This is a genomic window from Methylotuvimicrobium sp. KM2, assembly GCF_038051925.1.
GTDB lineage: Bacteria > Pseudomonadota > Gammaproteobacteria > Methylococcales > Methylomonadaceae > Methylotuvimicrobium.
Map to the genome: position 1 here is coordinate 2,668,498 of NZ_CP150634.1, position 17,254 is coordinate 2,685,751.

The 17,254-nt window shown below is 47.1% G+C and carries 10 protein-coding genes; all 10 read right to left on the minus strand.

The features are described 5' to 3' along the window. Positions 1-188 precede the first annotated feature (188 nt). The 10 genes from WJM45_RS11325 to WJM45_RS11370 all read right to left on the minus strand — a co-directional run bounded on the left by WJM45_RS11325 (position 189) and on the right by WJM45_RS11370 (position 17,052). Positions 189-1,622, minus strand: coding sequence for a diaminobutyrate--2-oxoglutarate transaminase (locus WJM45_RS11325; RefSeq protein WP_341325212.1), 1,434 nt, complete (start codon positions 1,620-1,622; stop codon positions 189-191). Positions 1,623-1,868: 246 nt separating this feature from the next. Continuing rightward, positions 1,869-3,629, minus strand: a complete 1,761-nt coding sequence (locus tag WJM45_RS11330) for a cyclic peptide export ABC transporter (RefSeq protein ID WP_341325213.1) — start codon at positions 3,627-3,629, stop codon at positions 1,869-1,871. An 85-nt stretch (positions 3,630-3,714) separates the two neighbouring features. After that, a complete protein-coding gene (locus WJM45_RS11335; RefSeq protein WP_341325214.1) occupies positions 3,715-6,165 on the minus strand; it encodes a penicillin acylase family protein in 2,451 nt (816 codons plus the stop codon). Then, complete coding sequence (locus tag WJM45_RS11340; protein ID WP_341325215.1) at positions 6,162-6,683, minus strand: ABC transporter transmembrane domain-containing protein; 522 nt, start codon at positions 6,681-6,683, stop codon at positions 6,162-6,164. Before WJM45_RS11340 ends, WJM45_RS11335 begins: the two co-directional genes overlap by 4 nt. Further along, positions 6,667-7,701, minus strand: a complete 1,035-nt coding sequence (locus WJM45_RS11345; RefSeq protein WP_341325216.1) for a CapA family protein — start codon at positions 7,699-7,701, stop codon at positions 6,667-6,669. The genes WJM45_RS11340 and WJM45_RS11345 overlap by 17 nt, the downstream gene beginning before the upstream one ends. A gap of 77 nt (positions 7,702-7,778) precedes the next feature. After that, the gene (locus tag WJM45_RS11350) at positions 7,779-8,696 is read right to left on the minus strand and encodes a sulfotransferase family protein (protein WP_341325217.1); all 918 of its coding nucleotides are present in this window, start codon (positions 8,694-8,696) and stop codon (positions 7,779-7,781) included. Next, complete coding sequence (locus WJM45_RS11355) at positions 8,648-9,928, minus strand: thioester reductase domain-containing protein (protein ID WP_341325218.1); 1,281 nt, start codon at positions 9,926-9,928, stop codon at positions 8,648-8,650. Before WJM45_RS11355 ends, WJM45_RS11350 begins: the two co-directional genes overlap by 49 nt. Before the next feature lie 82 nt (positions 9,929-10,010). After that, complete coding sequence (locus WJM45_RS11360; RefSeq protein ID WP_341325219.1) at positions 10,011-13,436, minus strand: amino acid adenylation domain-containing protein; 3,426 nt, start codon at positions 13,434-13,436, stop codon at positions 10,011-10,013. Next, positions 13,426-14,658, minus strand: a complete 1,233-nt coding sequence (locus tag WJM45_RS11365; RefSeq protein ID WP_125219325.1) for a PepSY-associated TM helix domain-containing protein — start codon at positions 14,656-14,658, stop codon at positions 13,426-13,428. Before WJM45_RS11365 ends, WJM45_RS11360 begins: the two co-directional genes overlap by 11 nt. Positions 14,659-14,721: 63 nt before the next feature. Continuing rightward, the gene (locus WJM45_RS11370) at positions 14,722-17,052 is read right to left on the minus strand and encodes a TonB-dependent siderophore receptor (protein ID WP_341325220.1); all 2,331 of its coding nucleotides are present in this window, start codon (positions 17,050-17,052) and stop codon (positions 14,722-14,724) included. Positions 17,053-17,254 lie beyond the last annotated feature (202 nt).

The following is a 17,254-nucleotide window of genomic DNA, read 5'->3' on the forward strand; positions in this document are numbered from 1 at the left end:
CCTAGCGGAACAACTAACGTTCGCTATTCTCGGCGAATTCATGAACAGATGCGGCACTGGCTTTAGCGGCGCTTCTTTAACCAAATTACGACACCGGTAACCGATGGTATAGCAACGCCCCATCCTAACGGAAAAACGAATATCCGGTACGGTGAGCCGAAATCATGAGCTGTCAATCGGGTGTCCTCCTATTGCACAATGTCCGATATTCGAACCGCTTCGGCAAACAGAGTACCGATTCGATCGATTTCATCGGCCGTCACGATCAACGGCGGCAAAAAACGTACGACGCTGCCTTGACGTCCTCCCAACTCCACGATCAGCCCCCGCTTCAAACATTCGGTCTGAATGCGGCAAGCCAATTTCCGATGGGGCGGATAGACGCCGAGCGCATCCGGCGGGTCAACCGGATTGACTATCTCGATGCCAATCATCAGCCCGCACCCTCTCACATCGCCGATTTGCGGCTTATCTTTTTGAATAGTTCGAAGAATAGCCATCAACCGCTCGCCCATTTCATGGGCATGGCGATCCAACCTATGCTCTTTTACGTACTGAAGCGTCGCGGTACCGGCCGCCATCGCAAGCTGATTGCCGCGAAAAGTACCTGCATGAGCACCAGCTTGCCAACGGTCCAAATCCTTGCGATACACCACCGCGCTCAACGGCAATCCGCCGCCTATCGCTTTCGATAGCACCAGCACGTCCGGTAGGATGCCGGCATGCTCGAAAGCATACAGGCGTCCCGTCCGCCCGATACCGGTCTGTACTTCATCGATAATCAACGGAATGTCCCGCTCCCGGGTCAATCGGCGGATTTCCCGCAGCCATTCGTCCGGCGCGGGAATAACGCCGCCCTCCCCTTGCACCGCTTCCAAAATCATTGCGGCCGGCGACGTGATACCGCTATTGCTGTCATCCAAGAGCCGCTCGATATAGGCTAGCGATGAACGCCAGCCGACTTCGCCGCCCAAACCGAAAGGGCAGCGGTAAACATACGGGAAAGGCAGAAAATGCACGTCCGGCATCAACCCGGATATGTGCTGCTTAGGGCCGGTTTCGCCGGTCAAGCCCAATGCGCCGTGCGTCATGCCGTGGTAAGCGCCGTGAAACGCCAGGATCGAGCGCCGCCCGGTAGCCGTCTTCACCAGTTTGACGGCGGCCTCAATCGCATCGGCGCCGGAAGGGCCGCAAAACTGAATGCGGGCCTGTTCGGCGAAGGCCTTGGGCAAACCGGACAATAACGCCTCGACAAACCGGTCTTTAACCGGCGTCGTCAGATCCAGGGTTTGCAGAGGCACGCCATCCGCCAAAGTCCGTTGAATCGCTCCCGCGACTATCGGGTGGTGGTGACCTAACGCCAGCGCCCCCGCTCCGGCCAGGCAGTCGATATAACGGCGGCCGTCCATATCTTCCACATAGACACCTTGCGCCCGACGAATGGCGATAGGAAGACGGCGCGGGTAGCTTCGGGCGTTCGACTCGAACCCCGACTGCCGGTCCAGGTAATAGTCATTGCCTTGCGGTTGAATACCCGCCATTTCTTCATCGATGGCCGACTGTAATAAAGACACTGCACCGAAAGCCTCATCGATTTCAGGTTGAATAACTTCTTGCACCATAGCGACATCTCCGCATTATTTTTCATTTATCGCCCTTATGAACATCCGGGACCCGTATTACGCTATCGACAAATTCAGCCGAAAGCGTGTCTTCTTGGCTACTTCTTACCGTTCCGCACTCTGCGCTCATCGTTATACACATCTTTTCGCTCCTTCCCGAGCTCAGCTTGGGAAGGCAGTTCTGGAATCTCTGCTTCCCGTGACGGCAAGCAGAGCTTGGGAAACAGCAAAAGCGTGTCCAACTGGCTACTTCTTATCGTTCCCACGCTCTGCGTCGGAATGCATCCTGAACCGCTCCAGCGGTTCGGGACGCAGAGCGTGGGAACCATTTGCACCATTCGAAATTTCACAGAGCATCCCGTCCTCGATTTTCAAACACCGATCGGCCACATGGAAATACTGGTCATCGTGTGAAATCACCACCACGGTCTTGCCCTTGGCTTTCAGCGCGGGTAACAGCTCCGTGTAGAAAATTTTCTTGAATATCGGATCCTGATCGGCCGCCCACTCATCGAACAGATAAAAAGGCCGGTCCTCCAAATAGGCTACCAATAGCGCCAAGCGTTTGCGCTGGCCTTGCGACAAATCCAGCGTCGAAAATTTCCCGTTTTCGATTCGGACTTTATGATCCAACTGCAAACGCACCAAAAAGCCAAGCGCTTCGTCATCCAACTCTTTGCCGTGAAAACCGAGCAGGCTATCGAACAAATAGAAATCGGAAAAAACGGCCGAAAACTGCTGGCGGTAGCCTTCCCGATTGACATCGGTGACAAGCTGCTCTCCCAAGCGGATCTCTCCTTGCTCCGGCGCATAAAGACCGACCAATAACAGCGCCAGCGTCGTTTTGCCGCTGCCGTTGCCGCCGATAAAAAAAACCACCTCGCCGGGGTGCAAAGTCAGATCGAGGGGACCCAAAGTGAAAGGGCGATCCTCGCCTTCCCGTCTATAACTATGAGTCACACCGGTTAACTTCAAATCAGCCGACTGAAAAAACGGCAATGAAGACTCCGGTTTTTCGGATTCCGTTTCCCTGGAATCCCAACCCAAAGCCTCGATCTTTTTTAATGCGATATTGCCTCTGGCCAGAACTGGCAATCCATCCATTAAAACTGCTAAAGGAGACATCATATACAGAATGGTCAAACAATAACCTCGCACAATCTCAGGCTTCACTTCCAGCCGAATAGACAGTTCCAAAATTTCCAGTCCGACAGTCTGTGCCAATCCAGCAGCAGCCTCCTGGACGTTTGGCAACAAGAAAAGCACTGCACCGATCAGCAGATAAAACAAGCTGTTGCCCCAATTGCCGGCCAGAATATAAAAACCGGTACCCTTTAGATAATGCAGTCGATAACCTTTTGCGGCAGCTTCCAAGCATTCGGTTAGAAAAGCATCGCGCCGCGGTTCGTGCAGTTTAAGCTCCTTCATTCCTTGCGTCAGGCTGCGAAAGTGCTCGTACAAGGCATCGTCGGATTCGCGTACCATTCTTAACCCATGCAGCGCCCGGCTCTGGATCAGCCGAAAACTGCCCACGCCCGCGACTATCACGAATAAAACAAGAACCAGCAAAATGCCGGACAACCAGCCCAAATAGAGCAGGCAGCCCGTAACAATTGCTGCATTTACACAGAGCATCGGCAACCACCGGAATGCCTCAGACAAGGTAGCGACATCCTGAGTTAGACAGGACAGGATTCGCGCTGGTCCAAGGACCTGCATACGTGGAAAAGATGTTCGTAAAATCTGTTGGCTCAGCTTCAACCGCAGATCGAAAATGACATCCTGCCCAAGGCGCATCAACAAAAAAGACGAGGTCATCCGAGCCAATAATAATAATGCACACAGTCCGGCAAAAATCCAGCCCAGTTGGGCCAAAGCATCTTGTTTGCTATCCAAAGCCATATTAATAACAGCAATCAAGCCAGCACCGGTCAATCCTCCGAGCAAACCGGCGAACACCGATAAAACCAGAAGCCAAACCGAGTTGCGCAGCAAAAAAAGGATCATACTTTTACCCATCGTCGGGTTTTGCCAGAATTCCGGCATGGGTAAAAAATTACAGACAAGGGCGTTCGCATAAGTTCAACCCTCTCTAATCCTGCTTTAACTGCGCAGGTGCCGGTACAAGTTCCAGCCGATAGACTGTTTCACCGGCCTCCAGCGGCAGCGCGGTTCCCTCCACCCAAGCCTGCTGTTGATCGCCATAATGAGGCGAGAGCGGATAACCGGATTGGCCGCCGGGCATATGCAGAATGCCATTACCTTCACGCCCCGGCGACACTACCAGCCGCTCACTGGCTCCGTAACCGGACGCATACATGCGTACGCACTGCACACAACCGGGCAAAGCAACCTGCGGCATATCCAGCCAGATCTTTAATAACGGCAACGAAGACGAAAAAGGATGGGCTATGGCTACCTGATTGACAGCCCCCCAAGCCGAACTTTCATGCCAAGCTGTCCTATCCGCCGCCCTAAGGGCGAATGCAAATTCGCTCCCGGCGAATATGTCTGGAAAATCGGTTGAATGATACGCCGACACATTATCCTCAGCCTGAATCAGCAAATTAAGCAAAAACGAATCCCAATCCCGATAACGGATCTTATCGGGCAGCAATGTCGGCAGTTTTGCCTCCAACAATTGTTGTAAAGGCTCATCTATCATGGGTGAGGAGAATCGAAACTCCGGATCGTATTCCCGGCATTTCGCCATGAATGGCGCAATTACAGCATCAAGCAACAGCTTACGAAACTCCACCAGAACAGCGAATCCCACCGAGTCCAACTCGGCAAAACCGTCCCAGTTTGCAAGATTCTGTTTAAGTCGTATTTGCACTTTATCGTTTCTCTCATGCAGAAGAGATAAAGCCAGTCGTTGATAAAAACGGTAAAACTCCACCTTTGTATCCAATTGCAAAGTAAACATATCCCGTTCGGTAAGATTCTTCGCATCAAGTAGACGTTCGGTAATTCGATAAGCGCGGTGCCCATGGCCGAAATAATGTCCGATTACATAGGGATAATCGTCACCCAGCATTCTCTGATTGGCGTTAACGATGAAACCGGACGAAGGATTCAGCAGACGCGGCAGTTCTTGCGGTGAAATATAGCCAGCCCAACCTCTTGATCCGTCTGCCCAGGAACGGCTCACAGAACCGTTCAGCCCGAAGCGTTTAGGGATTTTGCCAATGTAAGTCCAGCCGATGTTGCCTTGGTGGTCCGCCGCCAACGCGTTCAAGGGCGGCCCGCCGGCCCGGTTAAATATCGTTTGCGCCTCCTTTACATCGTTGACTACATCTAAATTAAGCAGGTGCAGATCTGTAGCATCGGGATCCAGGGCCGCCCAATGCACCGCCACCCGTTTGGAGAGCAAAGGTTCGGGTAGTACGGGACCCCATTCCGTGGTTTGTACCTTGAACGTAAAATCCGCCTCACCTTTAACGCGTACCGTTTCCTCGCGTTCGCTGAAACGAACAAAGCCTTTTGGAGTGCGATAGCTTTCAGGATCGTCAGGATTAAGCTCCAACGACACCAGATCCACGAAATCACCTTCAATATTGGTAAATCCCCAGGCCACTTTACCATTTGAGCCCACGACAATCAGTGGAACACCGGGCAAAGTGAGACCCGTAAGCCGCACATCCCCATAATGCATTTCGGCCCGATACCAAATATTCGGAACCCGTAGCGATAAATGCATATCGTTAGCTAGGATGGCCCGGCCGTCCCAAGTCTTTGACGGCCCAACCACCCAGCCGTTCGAGCCTTTAGGGGGCGGCGTATCCGTCACCAAACCGGCGTAATGTTCGGGTCGGCCATTATCATCCAACAAAGCGAACAGTTCATTCTCAGGGATAGAAGGTAATGGCGTTCCAGATGCTTTGCCGTTCAGTAGCTTGTCAGTGTATCGATCGATAGGCGGCATAAAAAAGCTCTTTACCGATTTCGGCAAGGCCGCTTCTATGATACTGGCTCTGCGTTCTGCGTCGCCGGTCCAGCCTAAATCCTCCTCCATACCCAACACCACCAGTAAGCTGTCCTCGGACCGCCAAGCGGAAGGACTATAACCCAACAACAAAAACTCGGGCGGCAAAACTGTTAAAGAGTCCATGGCTTGGTTGACGCCTTCCGCATAAGCTTCCAACACCTGCTTTTGATCCTGCGGAAGATGTTGAACAATAGCGCTCGCCACCTTCTCGAACCCCATCGCCCGATGCCGACGGTCGGACTCTTTCAATGCCGGACCCATCACTTCAGCCAAGCGCCCCGCCATATGCCGGCGTAGCAAATCCATCTGAAACAAACGGTCGCGTGCTGTTACAAAGCCTAACGCACGAAATGCGTCTTCACGGGATTTTGCCCATATCGTGGGGATGCCTTTTTCGTCGAATGCCACTGTCACTTGGGAATTAAGGCTTGATAGATGATATTCTCCGTCAATGGATGGCACAGACATCCACAATAAACTATATAGCGCTATATAACCGGCACTAAATAAAATAATAACCGTAACGGCTAACCTGAGCAGGAATTTACTTCTCATGGTTTCTCGCCTAAACACTGATATAATTTGATGACACCATTAAATAAGGCTCCAATAACGACCCAAAGTAAATCAATTGATAACCATCCGAGATAGCCGATGCACTTTATAATCACGGCAACATTCACACATAAGAGCGGTTTCTTCATAAACGCTTCGGAAATCGCGGATACATCCTTAGTCAAATTCACCAATACTTTTTCTGAACCCAATTCCTGCAGCTTTGCTAACGGCAATTCAAGTATTTCGTGACTTAACTTAAGCCGTAGATCACGGATCGCATTCTGTCCGAGATAGGTCAAAATGTATTCCGAACAGAGCTGGGCACTAAGGTAATAACTAATACATAAACCGGCGAATACGGACCCAAAAAAATTAATCGAAGCTTGATGTTGTACCACACTGTTGATTACAGCAAGCAGTGCTACACCGCTCAGGCCGCTAATCATCTCTGCAAAAACCGCGATGAATAATCGTAACTTGGAGCATCGCAAAAGATAACTAAATAAACTGACCATTTATAGGTAGGCCTTGCCTAAATGAAATGCTTAACTCGACACTGCGATCATTTAAAGGACTGATTGAAATAAACTCCCATTGAACCCTACCGGCCGCCCATGCACCTGACTGATCAGGGCCAAGCTCAACCTTTAAGATAATTCCGATTTGTCGACCTTGAATTGCCTTATTGTTGCAAAAATTTCCCAATGAATAAGCCATCAATTTTTGTCGCAAATTATTTTCATGAAGCACAATGGGCTGAGGACAATGCGAATGGTGCCCAATAACCATATCCCACTTCGACAATAACTCACGGCCTTGTTGTACCTGACGCAACTTAGGGTTCAATTGCATTTCATATCCCCAATGTGGATACAAAATATTAAACGCGGCATCATCAAGAAAATACCGGTCTGCCTCATTGATCGTCGCCACAAAGTTGCATTTTTGGTTAGACCAACTAGTACAACTTACAATATTTACTTTTCCATCAATCACAATAGAAGGTTCATCTCTTCGCCCTATCGTTATAAAACCATAATCTTGTATCAGTTGGTAAGATGAACAAAAGCCCGTCCACCCATAATCCCCTGAATGATTGTTGGCGCAGGACAGAACCGTTCTACTGGGTGGAAAGAAGCCGGACAGTATTTCTAAAATACTTTCGGCATGAACTTGCCCCATAAACACAGGCTTGCATGAATCCCTGAGAATGGTTCCTTCAAAGTTTCCAATTAGCAGATCCGTATCGGAAAAAAAACTTTTTATATTTTCTGAAATAATAAATTCCACCCCATTTAATTTCATGATATCACCGATAAAACCAATCCTGATCTGAGGAATTATTTGGTTTATATTAGTACTATTAAAATCGGATTTTTTATAGCAGCAATAATTTACTGGAGGATTAATTAAAACGTTATAAACCCATTCCATGCAATCGATAAACCCATATGGCTGGGAAAAGTAAGTCGTTGGAATCTCGTGGTCCCAACCGTCTTCATTTACTTCTAGTTTATGCTTTAACAACTGCATTCAAATAGCCTCGTAAAATTATTTATAAACCTTTCCGCACAAATAAAAAATTATTTTTATAACGTGCTAGTATCAATTCACTTCCTCCGATTTAGAAATGGAAAAGGCTCATCGGGAATAGGAAGATTTAAAAAGCCACATAATCTTTGCCATGGGTTTTCTTCATTAAGATCGATAAACAGAATATCCGACCGGCCGGAAAAATATTCTGATACTAATTTTTGATGTAATGTATATCTGTTGATAAAAACTTCCCTATCGATACTATTAATGCCATAGGCCCAACGAACTGCCGCGTGCATGCTTCCGGTCCGGTCAATACTATTTTCAATATCTGAAATGGCGCTATTAATCCAACTTTCGACAGGGCGAGTGGTAAAAATGAACTTACTTCCAGGGAAGGACATATCTAATTCTCGAAACAATACACAAATCGGAAGATCCGCCAAGGCATCATATTCGGCTATGGAATCAAAATTTAACGAAACCTTAGAAACGTCACTGCTAAAAGATGAGCAACCGATTACCCAAGGTGAAAAATGCCAAGAAAACAATCCGAGAATCCTAAGCGCCTGAGTTATACTAGTAGTACCCGTTTTTGGCCATCCGATACAAAAAACTTTCTGTGGAAAAAATTGGGTCTTATAATTAAACAAATCGGTTAGTTGTGCGGCAAGCCCATTAGCTAATTTATTAACTTCATCAAAATCCATATCAAACTTAGTGCTTAAGGACAAAATCAATTCATTATCGGCCATGCGCAATTCAGCGATATCAATCCATCTCGGCAAACTTGCCCATCCCGAGCACACAAAACCAGTTGAAGTTATTCGGGCAACTACTTTATCAAGGGACTCATAATTGATTGATCGGCATATGTCTCGAATGACGGCATTTGTTTGTTTTCGTGACAAACTATTTGGAATCAAGCGGGTAACAATCATTATTACTGCCCTTCTCTGACCAAATTGAAGCAGGAAAAATAGTTGTGCCATAACTCTTCATTAGGATCCGGGCATTGGATGTCTGATTTTGCAAGCCCTTCAAGCACGTGTCGGCAGTCAAAAAACCGCATTGCAGATGTTAAATTATCCGAAGATTTTTTCTCTTGTTCAAAAATTGCTATCAGAAGAAAAAAAGGATGGTTTATTGAATGACCGACCTCAGCGCGCAAAGCATTCAACCAAAGATCAAAGGAAATGGTTTCGATTGGGTATCCAGACTTTTTTACCCAGTCGATCAGATTACGACTCGACAGCAATGCCGGATTAGTCAAATGAAAGGTTTTACCGTAGGATTCAAGTTGGCCTGACAAATACACTAACGTACGACCGACATAATCAACAGGTACGGTATCCAGGAAGATTTCTTCCTCCGGTGCCTTACCTAGAAGCATACAAGCACTGATGATACGGCTTAAAAAGTCATCGCTATTCCAAATACCTGTCGAACTATCCCCGGTGATAAACGAGGGCCGGTAAATACATATCGGAAGCCCTCGAGAACCGGCAGTTCGCACCAGGCATTCCGCAACCCATTTGCTTTGGGCATATCCTCCCATATCACAGGAAATTTTCGGTGGGATTTCATTTTCCATCACTATTTCCCGGCTTAAATTCGAACGGTCTCCAAAGACCGATATCGTTGAAACATAGTGCACGGGCTTAGTTTTCCTTGTACACGCAAAACGCAAGACTTCTTTTGTCCCGAGCACATTGGCCGGTTTCAAAGTTTTATATGGGTAAACAAAATTGACAAAGGTGCCGTTATGATAGATGACATCGACTTCCTCAGAAAGTTGAGTTAGCAGATCTTCTTGAATGCCTAAACAAGGTTTTTCCAAGTCACCCAAAACCGGAATGATCCGACTATTCGATTGAAGCCCTGTAAAACCATACTTTATCCAATTTTTGTTTAGTTTGTTAAGAGCTTTCAGAGTATTAGCGGCCCGTACTAAACAATATATTTTTGCACGGGTCTGTTGAGCCAGTTCATGCACCAAAAACGTACCAAGAAATCCTGTGGCCCCTGTTACGAGTACTGCTTGAGGATTAATGCCAAGATTTGCCTTAGTGTCTTTTGGATAGATCGATAAATCTAATGCGGCTTCGGTTTCCCAGTCGATTTCATCTTTTTTCGCCAGTGGCCGATCAGTCTTCAGACTCTGTCTTAGAAACTCCAGTTGCTCGTTAGTAAGTTTAGCGATGCGTTCGGATAAGTTTGTCATAATCTATGTTCTCCCTGAAATTTCCATGTCTATACAATCAGATTCGTTTTGGTCGGACACATATGGATTTTCATCAAGTTACTCATTGGCTTGTCTTCTGGCTTCTTAAGCTTGCAATCTCATCCAATAACTGCAATGCATGTTTCTTCGGAATCTCTACAAGGTCATTGAATATAGCATCTACCTCGTCCATCTCCCGTTGTGTTAACTTTCGAAGAGAGATCAGATGGGACATTTCCGATACAGTGGGAGCATTGAATAAGTCCGTTACAGATAAATCTATTCCATGGAATTCCCGCATTCGTTTGATGATTTGTACTACGGACAACGAGTGGCCGCCCAGATCAAAGAAATTGTCATAAGTCCCGACTTGCTCTATACCCAACTGGCTAGCCCAAAGTTCGGCTAGCTGTGCTTCAAGAGATGTGCATGGTGCAACATAGTGGCAAGAAATCTGTGCGGCGAGATCAGGTATTGGTAAAGCACTGGCATCTATTTTTCCATTAGAATTTAACGGCAGTTTATCCAAACCGATGAAGGCAGCCGGGACCATATAATTAGGAAGGGCGTTTTTCAGGAAATCGCGTAGCTCGTTAAAAAGCGTCTTGGATTCCCCGGCGGTCTGCTGCTCCCGCACTGCACAAGATGGCACAATATAGGCGGCCAGTTTGACGTCGGTTTGGTCTCCGTAGGCGATCACCACTGCATCCTTAACCTGGGGATGCCTAAGCAATCGAGTTTCAATCTCACTCAATTCAATGCGGAAACCACGAATCTTAACTTGATGGTCGACCCGTCCCAGAAATTCGATATTACCATCAGGAAGAAAACGGGCTTTATCGCCGGTACGATAGATACGAGCACCTGTCCCAGAAAACGGATTTGGTATAAACCGGTCGGCAGTCATGTCGGAACTGTAATAATATCCCCTTGCTATACCGGTACCGCCTATGTAAATTTCTCCCGGAACACCTGGAGGAACTCGATTAAGATAATCGTCCAAAATATATAACTGGATATTAGCTATCGGATGACCTATGGGAATACGCTGGTTATATAGGGTATCAATGGAATCAATTTCATAGACACTGCTCCAAACGGTTGCTTCCGTTGGCCCATATTCATTGTAAAGCCGTGTTGTTGGGAGGTGGCTCAAATGTGTTGCAGCCAAAGTTGGTGTGCATATCTCGCCGGCTACAATCGCTGTACGCAAGCTATTTAATTGCCCTTGCTTTGCATAATCCAATAAAAAGCTATAGAAAGAGGGTGAACAAAGTATATGACTCAGTTCTTCCCGATCAATTATCTTCACTAATGTATTAGGATCTTGATGATCGCCTTCGGGTGGAATGCACAGTCTGCCTCCCGAAGACAATGTCCAGAAAATACCTGCGATTGAGCTGTCGAAAGCGAAAGGGGACAATAATAAGAAACTGTCAGGCTGTTCTGGATAATAACTGAATCGGGCGTAGGTCGAAGCCACTGCATTTTTATGGCTTATGACGACGCCCTTCGGCTTACCCGTTGAACCGGATGTGTAAATAATATAGGCAGCATTTAAAGGATGAATGGCTACCTGCAGATCATCATCTATCCGCTCGGGATCCGTTAGCAAGTCACTGTCAATGCACATGACTTCCGGAATGTTTTCCGTAAATCTCGTTAACAATCGATCTTGGGTCAGTAATAATGAAGCATTACAATCGGCTAATAATTCGACGATTCGTTCCGCCGGGTGAGATGGATCCATGGGTACGTATACTCCCCCAGCTTTGAGGATACCGATTAGGCCAATCACTGCTTCGACTGATCGTTCCACACACAAAGCAACTTGTATTTCCGGCCCCACCCCACATTTCCTCAAATGTCTGGCCAAGCAATTTGCCCGCTCATTCAATTCAGCATATGATAGTTTTTTCCCACCGCAGGCCACTGCGGTGCGTTCCGGGTGTTTTAAAGCTTGTGCCTCGAATAGCGTGTGCAAGCATTGATCTTCCGGAAAAAACTCAGCCGTCGCATTCCACTCGGTTAACCTATAAACTTCAGATTCCGTCAACAAAGGTAAGTTACACAATCGCAAATCCGGAAGCGTTGGTATTGCTTCCAATAGCATTTCCAGGTGCTCGGCAATCCTGACAATAGAAGCCCGTTCAAATAATTCAGTGTTGTATTCAAAAGTCCCCTCAAGCCCTCCCCTTTCGGTAACGTGGAGAACTAGATCGAACTTAGAAATTTCATAATCCAATTCAATTTTTTCAAGCGTGAGAGAAGGCAATTCCAATGCGCGCATTGGAACATTGTGCATTACGAACATCACCTGAAAAAATGGATTACTACTTGAATTTCGCTGGGGTTGTAACTCCTCTACCAGCTTATCAAAAGGTATATCTTGATTCTCTTGGGCTTCCAGTGTCGACTCCATTATCTGTTTGATCAGATCTTTAACACAGGAGTTGTCATCAATTTTAGTTCGGATTACCACGGTATTGACAAAAAAACCTATCAAATTTTCTAACGCGGGTTTTGTTCGTCCTGCCATTGGCACGCCCACACAAATATCTTTTTCGCCACTATAGCGAAAGAGAAGAATCTTGAAGACCGCAAGTAATACAGTAAAGAGTGTTACATCATACAAGCGACTCAAATTATGCAACCGAGCAATTAATTCCGGTGACATGGCAAAGGTATAAGTCGCGCCTTGGAAGCTGCGTACAGAAGGGCGGGAATGGTCTGTCGGTAAATCGAGCAATCTTGGGCAATCCGCAAGTTGCTTTTTCCAGTAAGCCAATTGTTGATCCAGTCGCCGCCCTTGTATCCAATTGAGCTGCCAATAAGAAAAATCCGCATACTGGATAGGTAATTCCTGCAAAGGCGAAGGATCATTTCTTAAAAAGGATTGATAAATAACACCAAATTCTCTAAGCAATACTCCGGCAGACCAACCGTCGTAAGCGATATGGTGTACGGTAAACAGAAGCATCCATTCATTTTCTTGTTCCTGCTTACCTAGACGAATCAAAACAACCCTTAGCAAAGGCCCGTTCAATAAATCAAATGGTTTCTTCCCCTCTTCCTTAGCCAAACGAACAGACTCTGTCTCTTGGTGCGATTCAGGTAATTGGCTTAAGTCATAAATTTGAAAAGGAAGTGTGATCTCAGAAACAACAATCTGTGTCGGTTGTCCATTAATTTCGGCAATAGTGGTTCGAAGTACTTCGTGACGACGAATAATTTCATTAATACATTTCTTCAAAACAGGTACATTGAGTTTGCCGGTAAGACGCAATGCGGTTGAATAGTTATAGCTTGGACTGCCCGGGTCTAATTGGTATAACAACCACAATCTTTGCTGCGTCATTGACAATGGCGCGTAATGCATGCCTCTCTTTGAAATAACCGAATCTTCAGAGACAGAAAGGTTTCTCCCTCGTAGCCGGTTTTCCAAGAGCATTCTTTTGGCTTGGGAAAGTTCTGTTTTTTCCTGCGATAAGTTCGATCTACTGTCCACTCTCGATTCCTCCGATTTCCAAATTGATTCTCTTCATCATTTTTCGATGCTTTTCCAAAGATATGCGTCGTTTTTGCAACCAGCGGATGATGCCGCTGATATAAAGCACCAACGGTGCGAAACCCATTGCACACCATAAAATACGGCCTGCAAGCCCGAGGGCTTCGCCGTTATGAAGCGGCCACAGCACATTGAAAAACGTTTCGCCGGCGGTAAACTGATTAGGGTCTTGTACGGACAATACCTTGCCGCTATACTGGTCAACCCATACTTTGCTGCGCGCCCAACGGTGGTTGGCTTCTCCCGGTTGCCGCTTGGTAATAATGTAAACACCCTCCTCTCCGTCGGGCGTTTCCACTCGGCATAGTTTGGCTTCAGGGAATACTGTGTCGGCGATTGCAATGGCCTCCGCTATGGAAATTGACTGTGCATTAGTCATAACCTTAGATTTAAAGCCGGGATCTTTTAAATGTTTTTCCTTGACAGCGGAAAAACCGCGTATCAACGGCTTGATATAATCCGCATAACTAAACGAAAACCCGGTAAAGGCGATAATCAGCAAAATAATTGAACTGTAAAATCCCGTAGTTTTATGCAAATCATAATAAAACCGTTCAGGACTTGCGCCCCGTTTAATAGTCACTGCTTTTTTGAATTTCCCCCAGCGCGGCCACCACAAATAAAGCCCGGTCAATGCGGAAATAAATAAAAACAAACCAAGAAAACAGATCGTATCGTTTCCGATTTTCCCGATCTCGACACCTAATTTACCTGTCAACAAACTGGCATGGACTTCATAAATGAACGTCCACAAGGTTTGCCCCCAAAAGTACTCCGAAATTATTTTTCCGCTGTATGGATCAATCAGAACCTGGAGCGGTGCGAATAACTCATCAGCGGTTTCTTCAGGCTTTGGATAGCGCGCCCAAACGTAATCGTTGCCATAGCCTGGCACAAGAAGCACCCAGTTCCTTTGTCTTTGAGGATGAGCGGCTTTAACGATTTGTAGGATTTCATCAAGGGGAAGCGATCGCGCATTGGCTTCCTGATGCACAGGCGGCAAGCTGAACTCTTCCAGTTCAACATAGAAAACATTGCAAATCCCCGTTAGTCCGAGAATGACAAAGACAAAACCTATCGTAAGGGCGATATACAAATGCACCGTTAGCCAGAAATGACGGAAACGCCTCCATTGGAAGGGGGTATGAGAATGTTGATTCATTATTTTCGAAAGCCTCGGTGCAACGGAGTAATTGAAGTCTGCATATGACCTATCTGAACCAGTCTAATATTCCACTCGTATCGAACCAATTGCTGTCAACGGCGCCCCCGGATAGACTCCAAACCGTGGCGCTACATTGGCATTCGGGTCGGTTGATTCAAAATATTCCTTGTCGAGCAGGTTGCGAATATTGAACGATGTCGTCACTCGCGTTGGCCCCACTTTCAGTTTATAGGCCGCAAATGCATCCATCCTTACATACCCGGGGAGCTGGAATGTATTTTCAACATCGCCCTCCCGCTTGCTGGCTAGAACACCGCCTAAACCAACCGACCAGCCCTCTTGGGCGTCAAAGCCGTTGACATCGTATTTCAGCCATAGACTGCCGGAATGCTCAGGTACGTTGTTCAAGCGCTTACCTTCATAGCCGTTTAGCACGCCATTCAAGGTCCGGTTGTCCTTGGTAATCCGTGCATCTGTAAAGGCATAGCTACTGATAATGCTAAGGTTATCATTAAGGTGACCAATTATATCCAACTCAATACCTTGGCTGCGTTGTTGACCGATTGCCGCACTATCGTTGGGATCAGGCGTTGTTAGATCGGGGGTGAGCAGATTATCCCTAGTCAAGTGATAGTAAGCCAGTGTTGTCAATAAGCGTTGATCGAAGAAGGCGGTTTTAATTCCGGCTTCGAATTGCTCGCCTATCTGCGGTTTGAAAGGTTGATTGTTGCTCGAAATTCCGTTATTCGCGGCTAGAGAGGTTGTCCAGTTGCCGTAAACCCCCAGCCACTGCCACGGTTGATAGAGAATACCAACTCGAGGATTGAAACCTTCATCTTTGCGAATCACGGAAGGTATCGAGTTTTCCAAAGCATTATCAGACTCTGAAAAGGAACCGCCGCGGCCTCTGCCGGTTTCTATCCAATCGTAACGTCCACCGCCCATAATGTGCAGTTTATCCCACAAGGTGATGTGATCCTGAAAATAAACGCCATACCATTCGTCCTTGAATGTCGAGAAATTCCGGCCTATTTGTGTGGGTTCGACTGCCAATATTGCGTTACTGAAAACGGAGGGATCAATGCCGTAACTCGGACCCGGATTATGAATGTCAATGGCGAGTGCCGGATTGGCGGTGTTGAAAAATCCCTGAATGTTGTACTGGGTAAATGAACGCAGATAGTCAAATCCGAGCAAAATGTCGTGCTTAGTACCTGCAAGCTGAAACTTGCCGGTCAAATCGAGATTGGTGGTGTAAGCCTCGCTGTCGTAGCGCTGAGCAAAGACGTTGCGTTGCAGAATACCGGTAGCTTCATTTAGGGCATTGCCGAAAGCCGGTGCGGGATTAAGGAAGGTTTCTCTACCATCGCCCCAACTGGCCAGAAAACGGCTATGAATTGCCCAATCGTCGTTGAAACGGTGATTAAGCTCCGTACCCAATTGAACTTTAGAAATACTATCGATAGGATCGTTAGGATCACCGCCAACCGAACGATTGAGCGGAATGTTTGCAGGGCGATTGCCGACAACAGGAATACCGAAATCGGCCTGGTAATCTTGATCGACACCTTCGACATTGACAGTGAAATCCGTCGCATCGGTAAGCCGCCAGGTTAGGCTTGGAGCAATCAGCACGCGATCATTGCTTACGAAGTCCCGGAACGACTCGTTATTTTGATAGGAACCCGTGAAGCGATACAGCAAGGACTTGTCATCGGTAACCGGACCGCTAGCATCCCATTCAGTACGATACAAATCATAGGAACCGAAGCGCTGTTCAAGTGAATAATACGGTATATCCAAGGGTTTTTTGGTGGTGACATTTATCAAACCGCCGGGCTCGCTACGACCGAACAACACGGATGCAGGGCCTTTCAATACCTCAACACTTTCAAGATTGGCTGTGTCGAACTCGGAGCGAAAAGAGTTGGGAACAGCCATCAGGCCATTGCGATAGATTAAAGGGTTGCGAAAACCGCGAATAATGAAACCGGTGCCGGTGCCCAAGGAAGACTGGGCGCGAACGCCACTGACGTTTTCCAAGGCATCTGTGATGCGTACAGTTTTTTGATCGGACATGACGGCCCTAGGTACCACCTGAATCGACACCGGAGTATCCATGATCGGGGTGTCGGTTTTAGTGGCGGTAGCGCTGTTGGTGACAGTGTAGCTTTTATCATAAGGATCCTGAACCGCTTTCCCCACCACTGTCATCGACTCAAGTTCGGTCGTATCGGGCGTTTTGGAAACCAATATCGCCTCTTTGGCATTTTTAGTAGATGGCTTGTTATCATTTGATTCCTCGGCGGCTAGGCAAGAATCCGACATCAATACTGCGAGTATCAACGGCACTGGATGTAAAAGTTTGCGTTTGGTTTTTTTTCTTGTCATTTTTGCTCTACATGTAAGTGTTTAATTTTCTCGGTTATTCATCAGTCACTTTTTTGCACGGTTCCCACAGTCTTCGTGGAACGAAGCTTTGGACGCTTCGCCTCGCACAAGGAATGCATTCCCACGCAGTGCGCTCGTCTTCATTTCAAATCCGTCATCCATGGTGCTAGTACCCACTTCCCGGCGAGGTTTGACGATACTT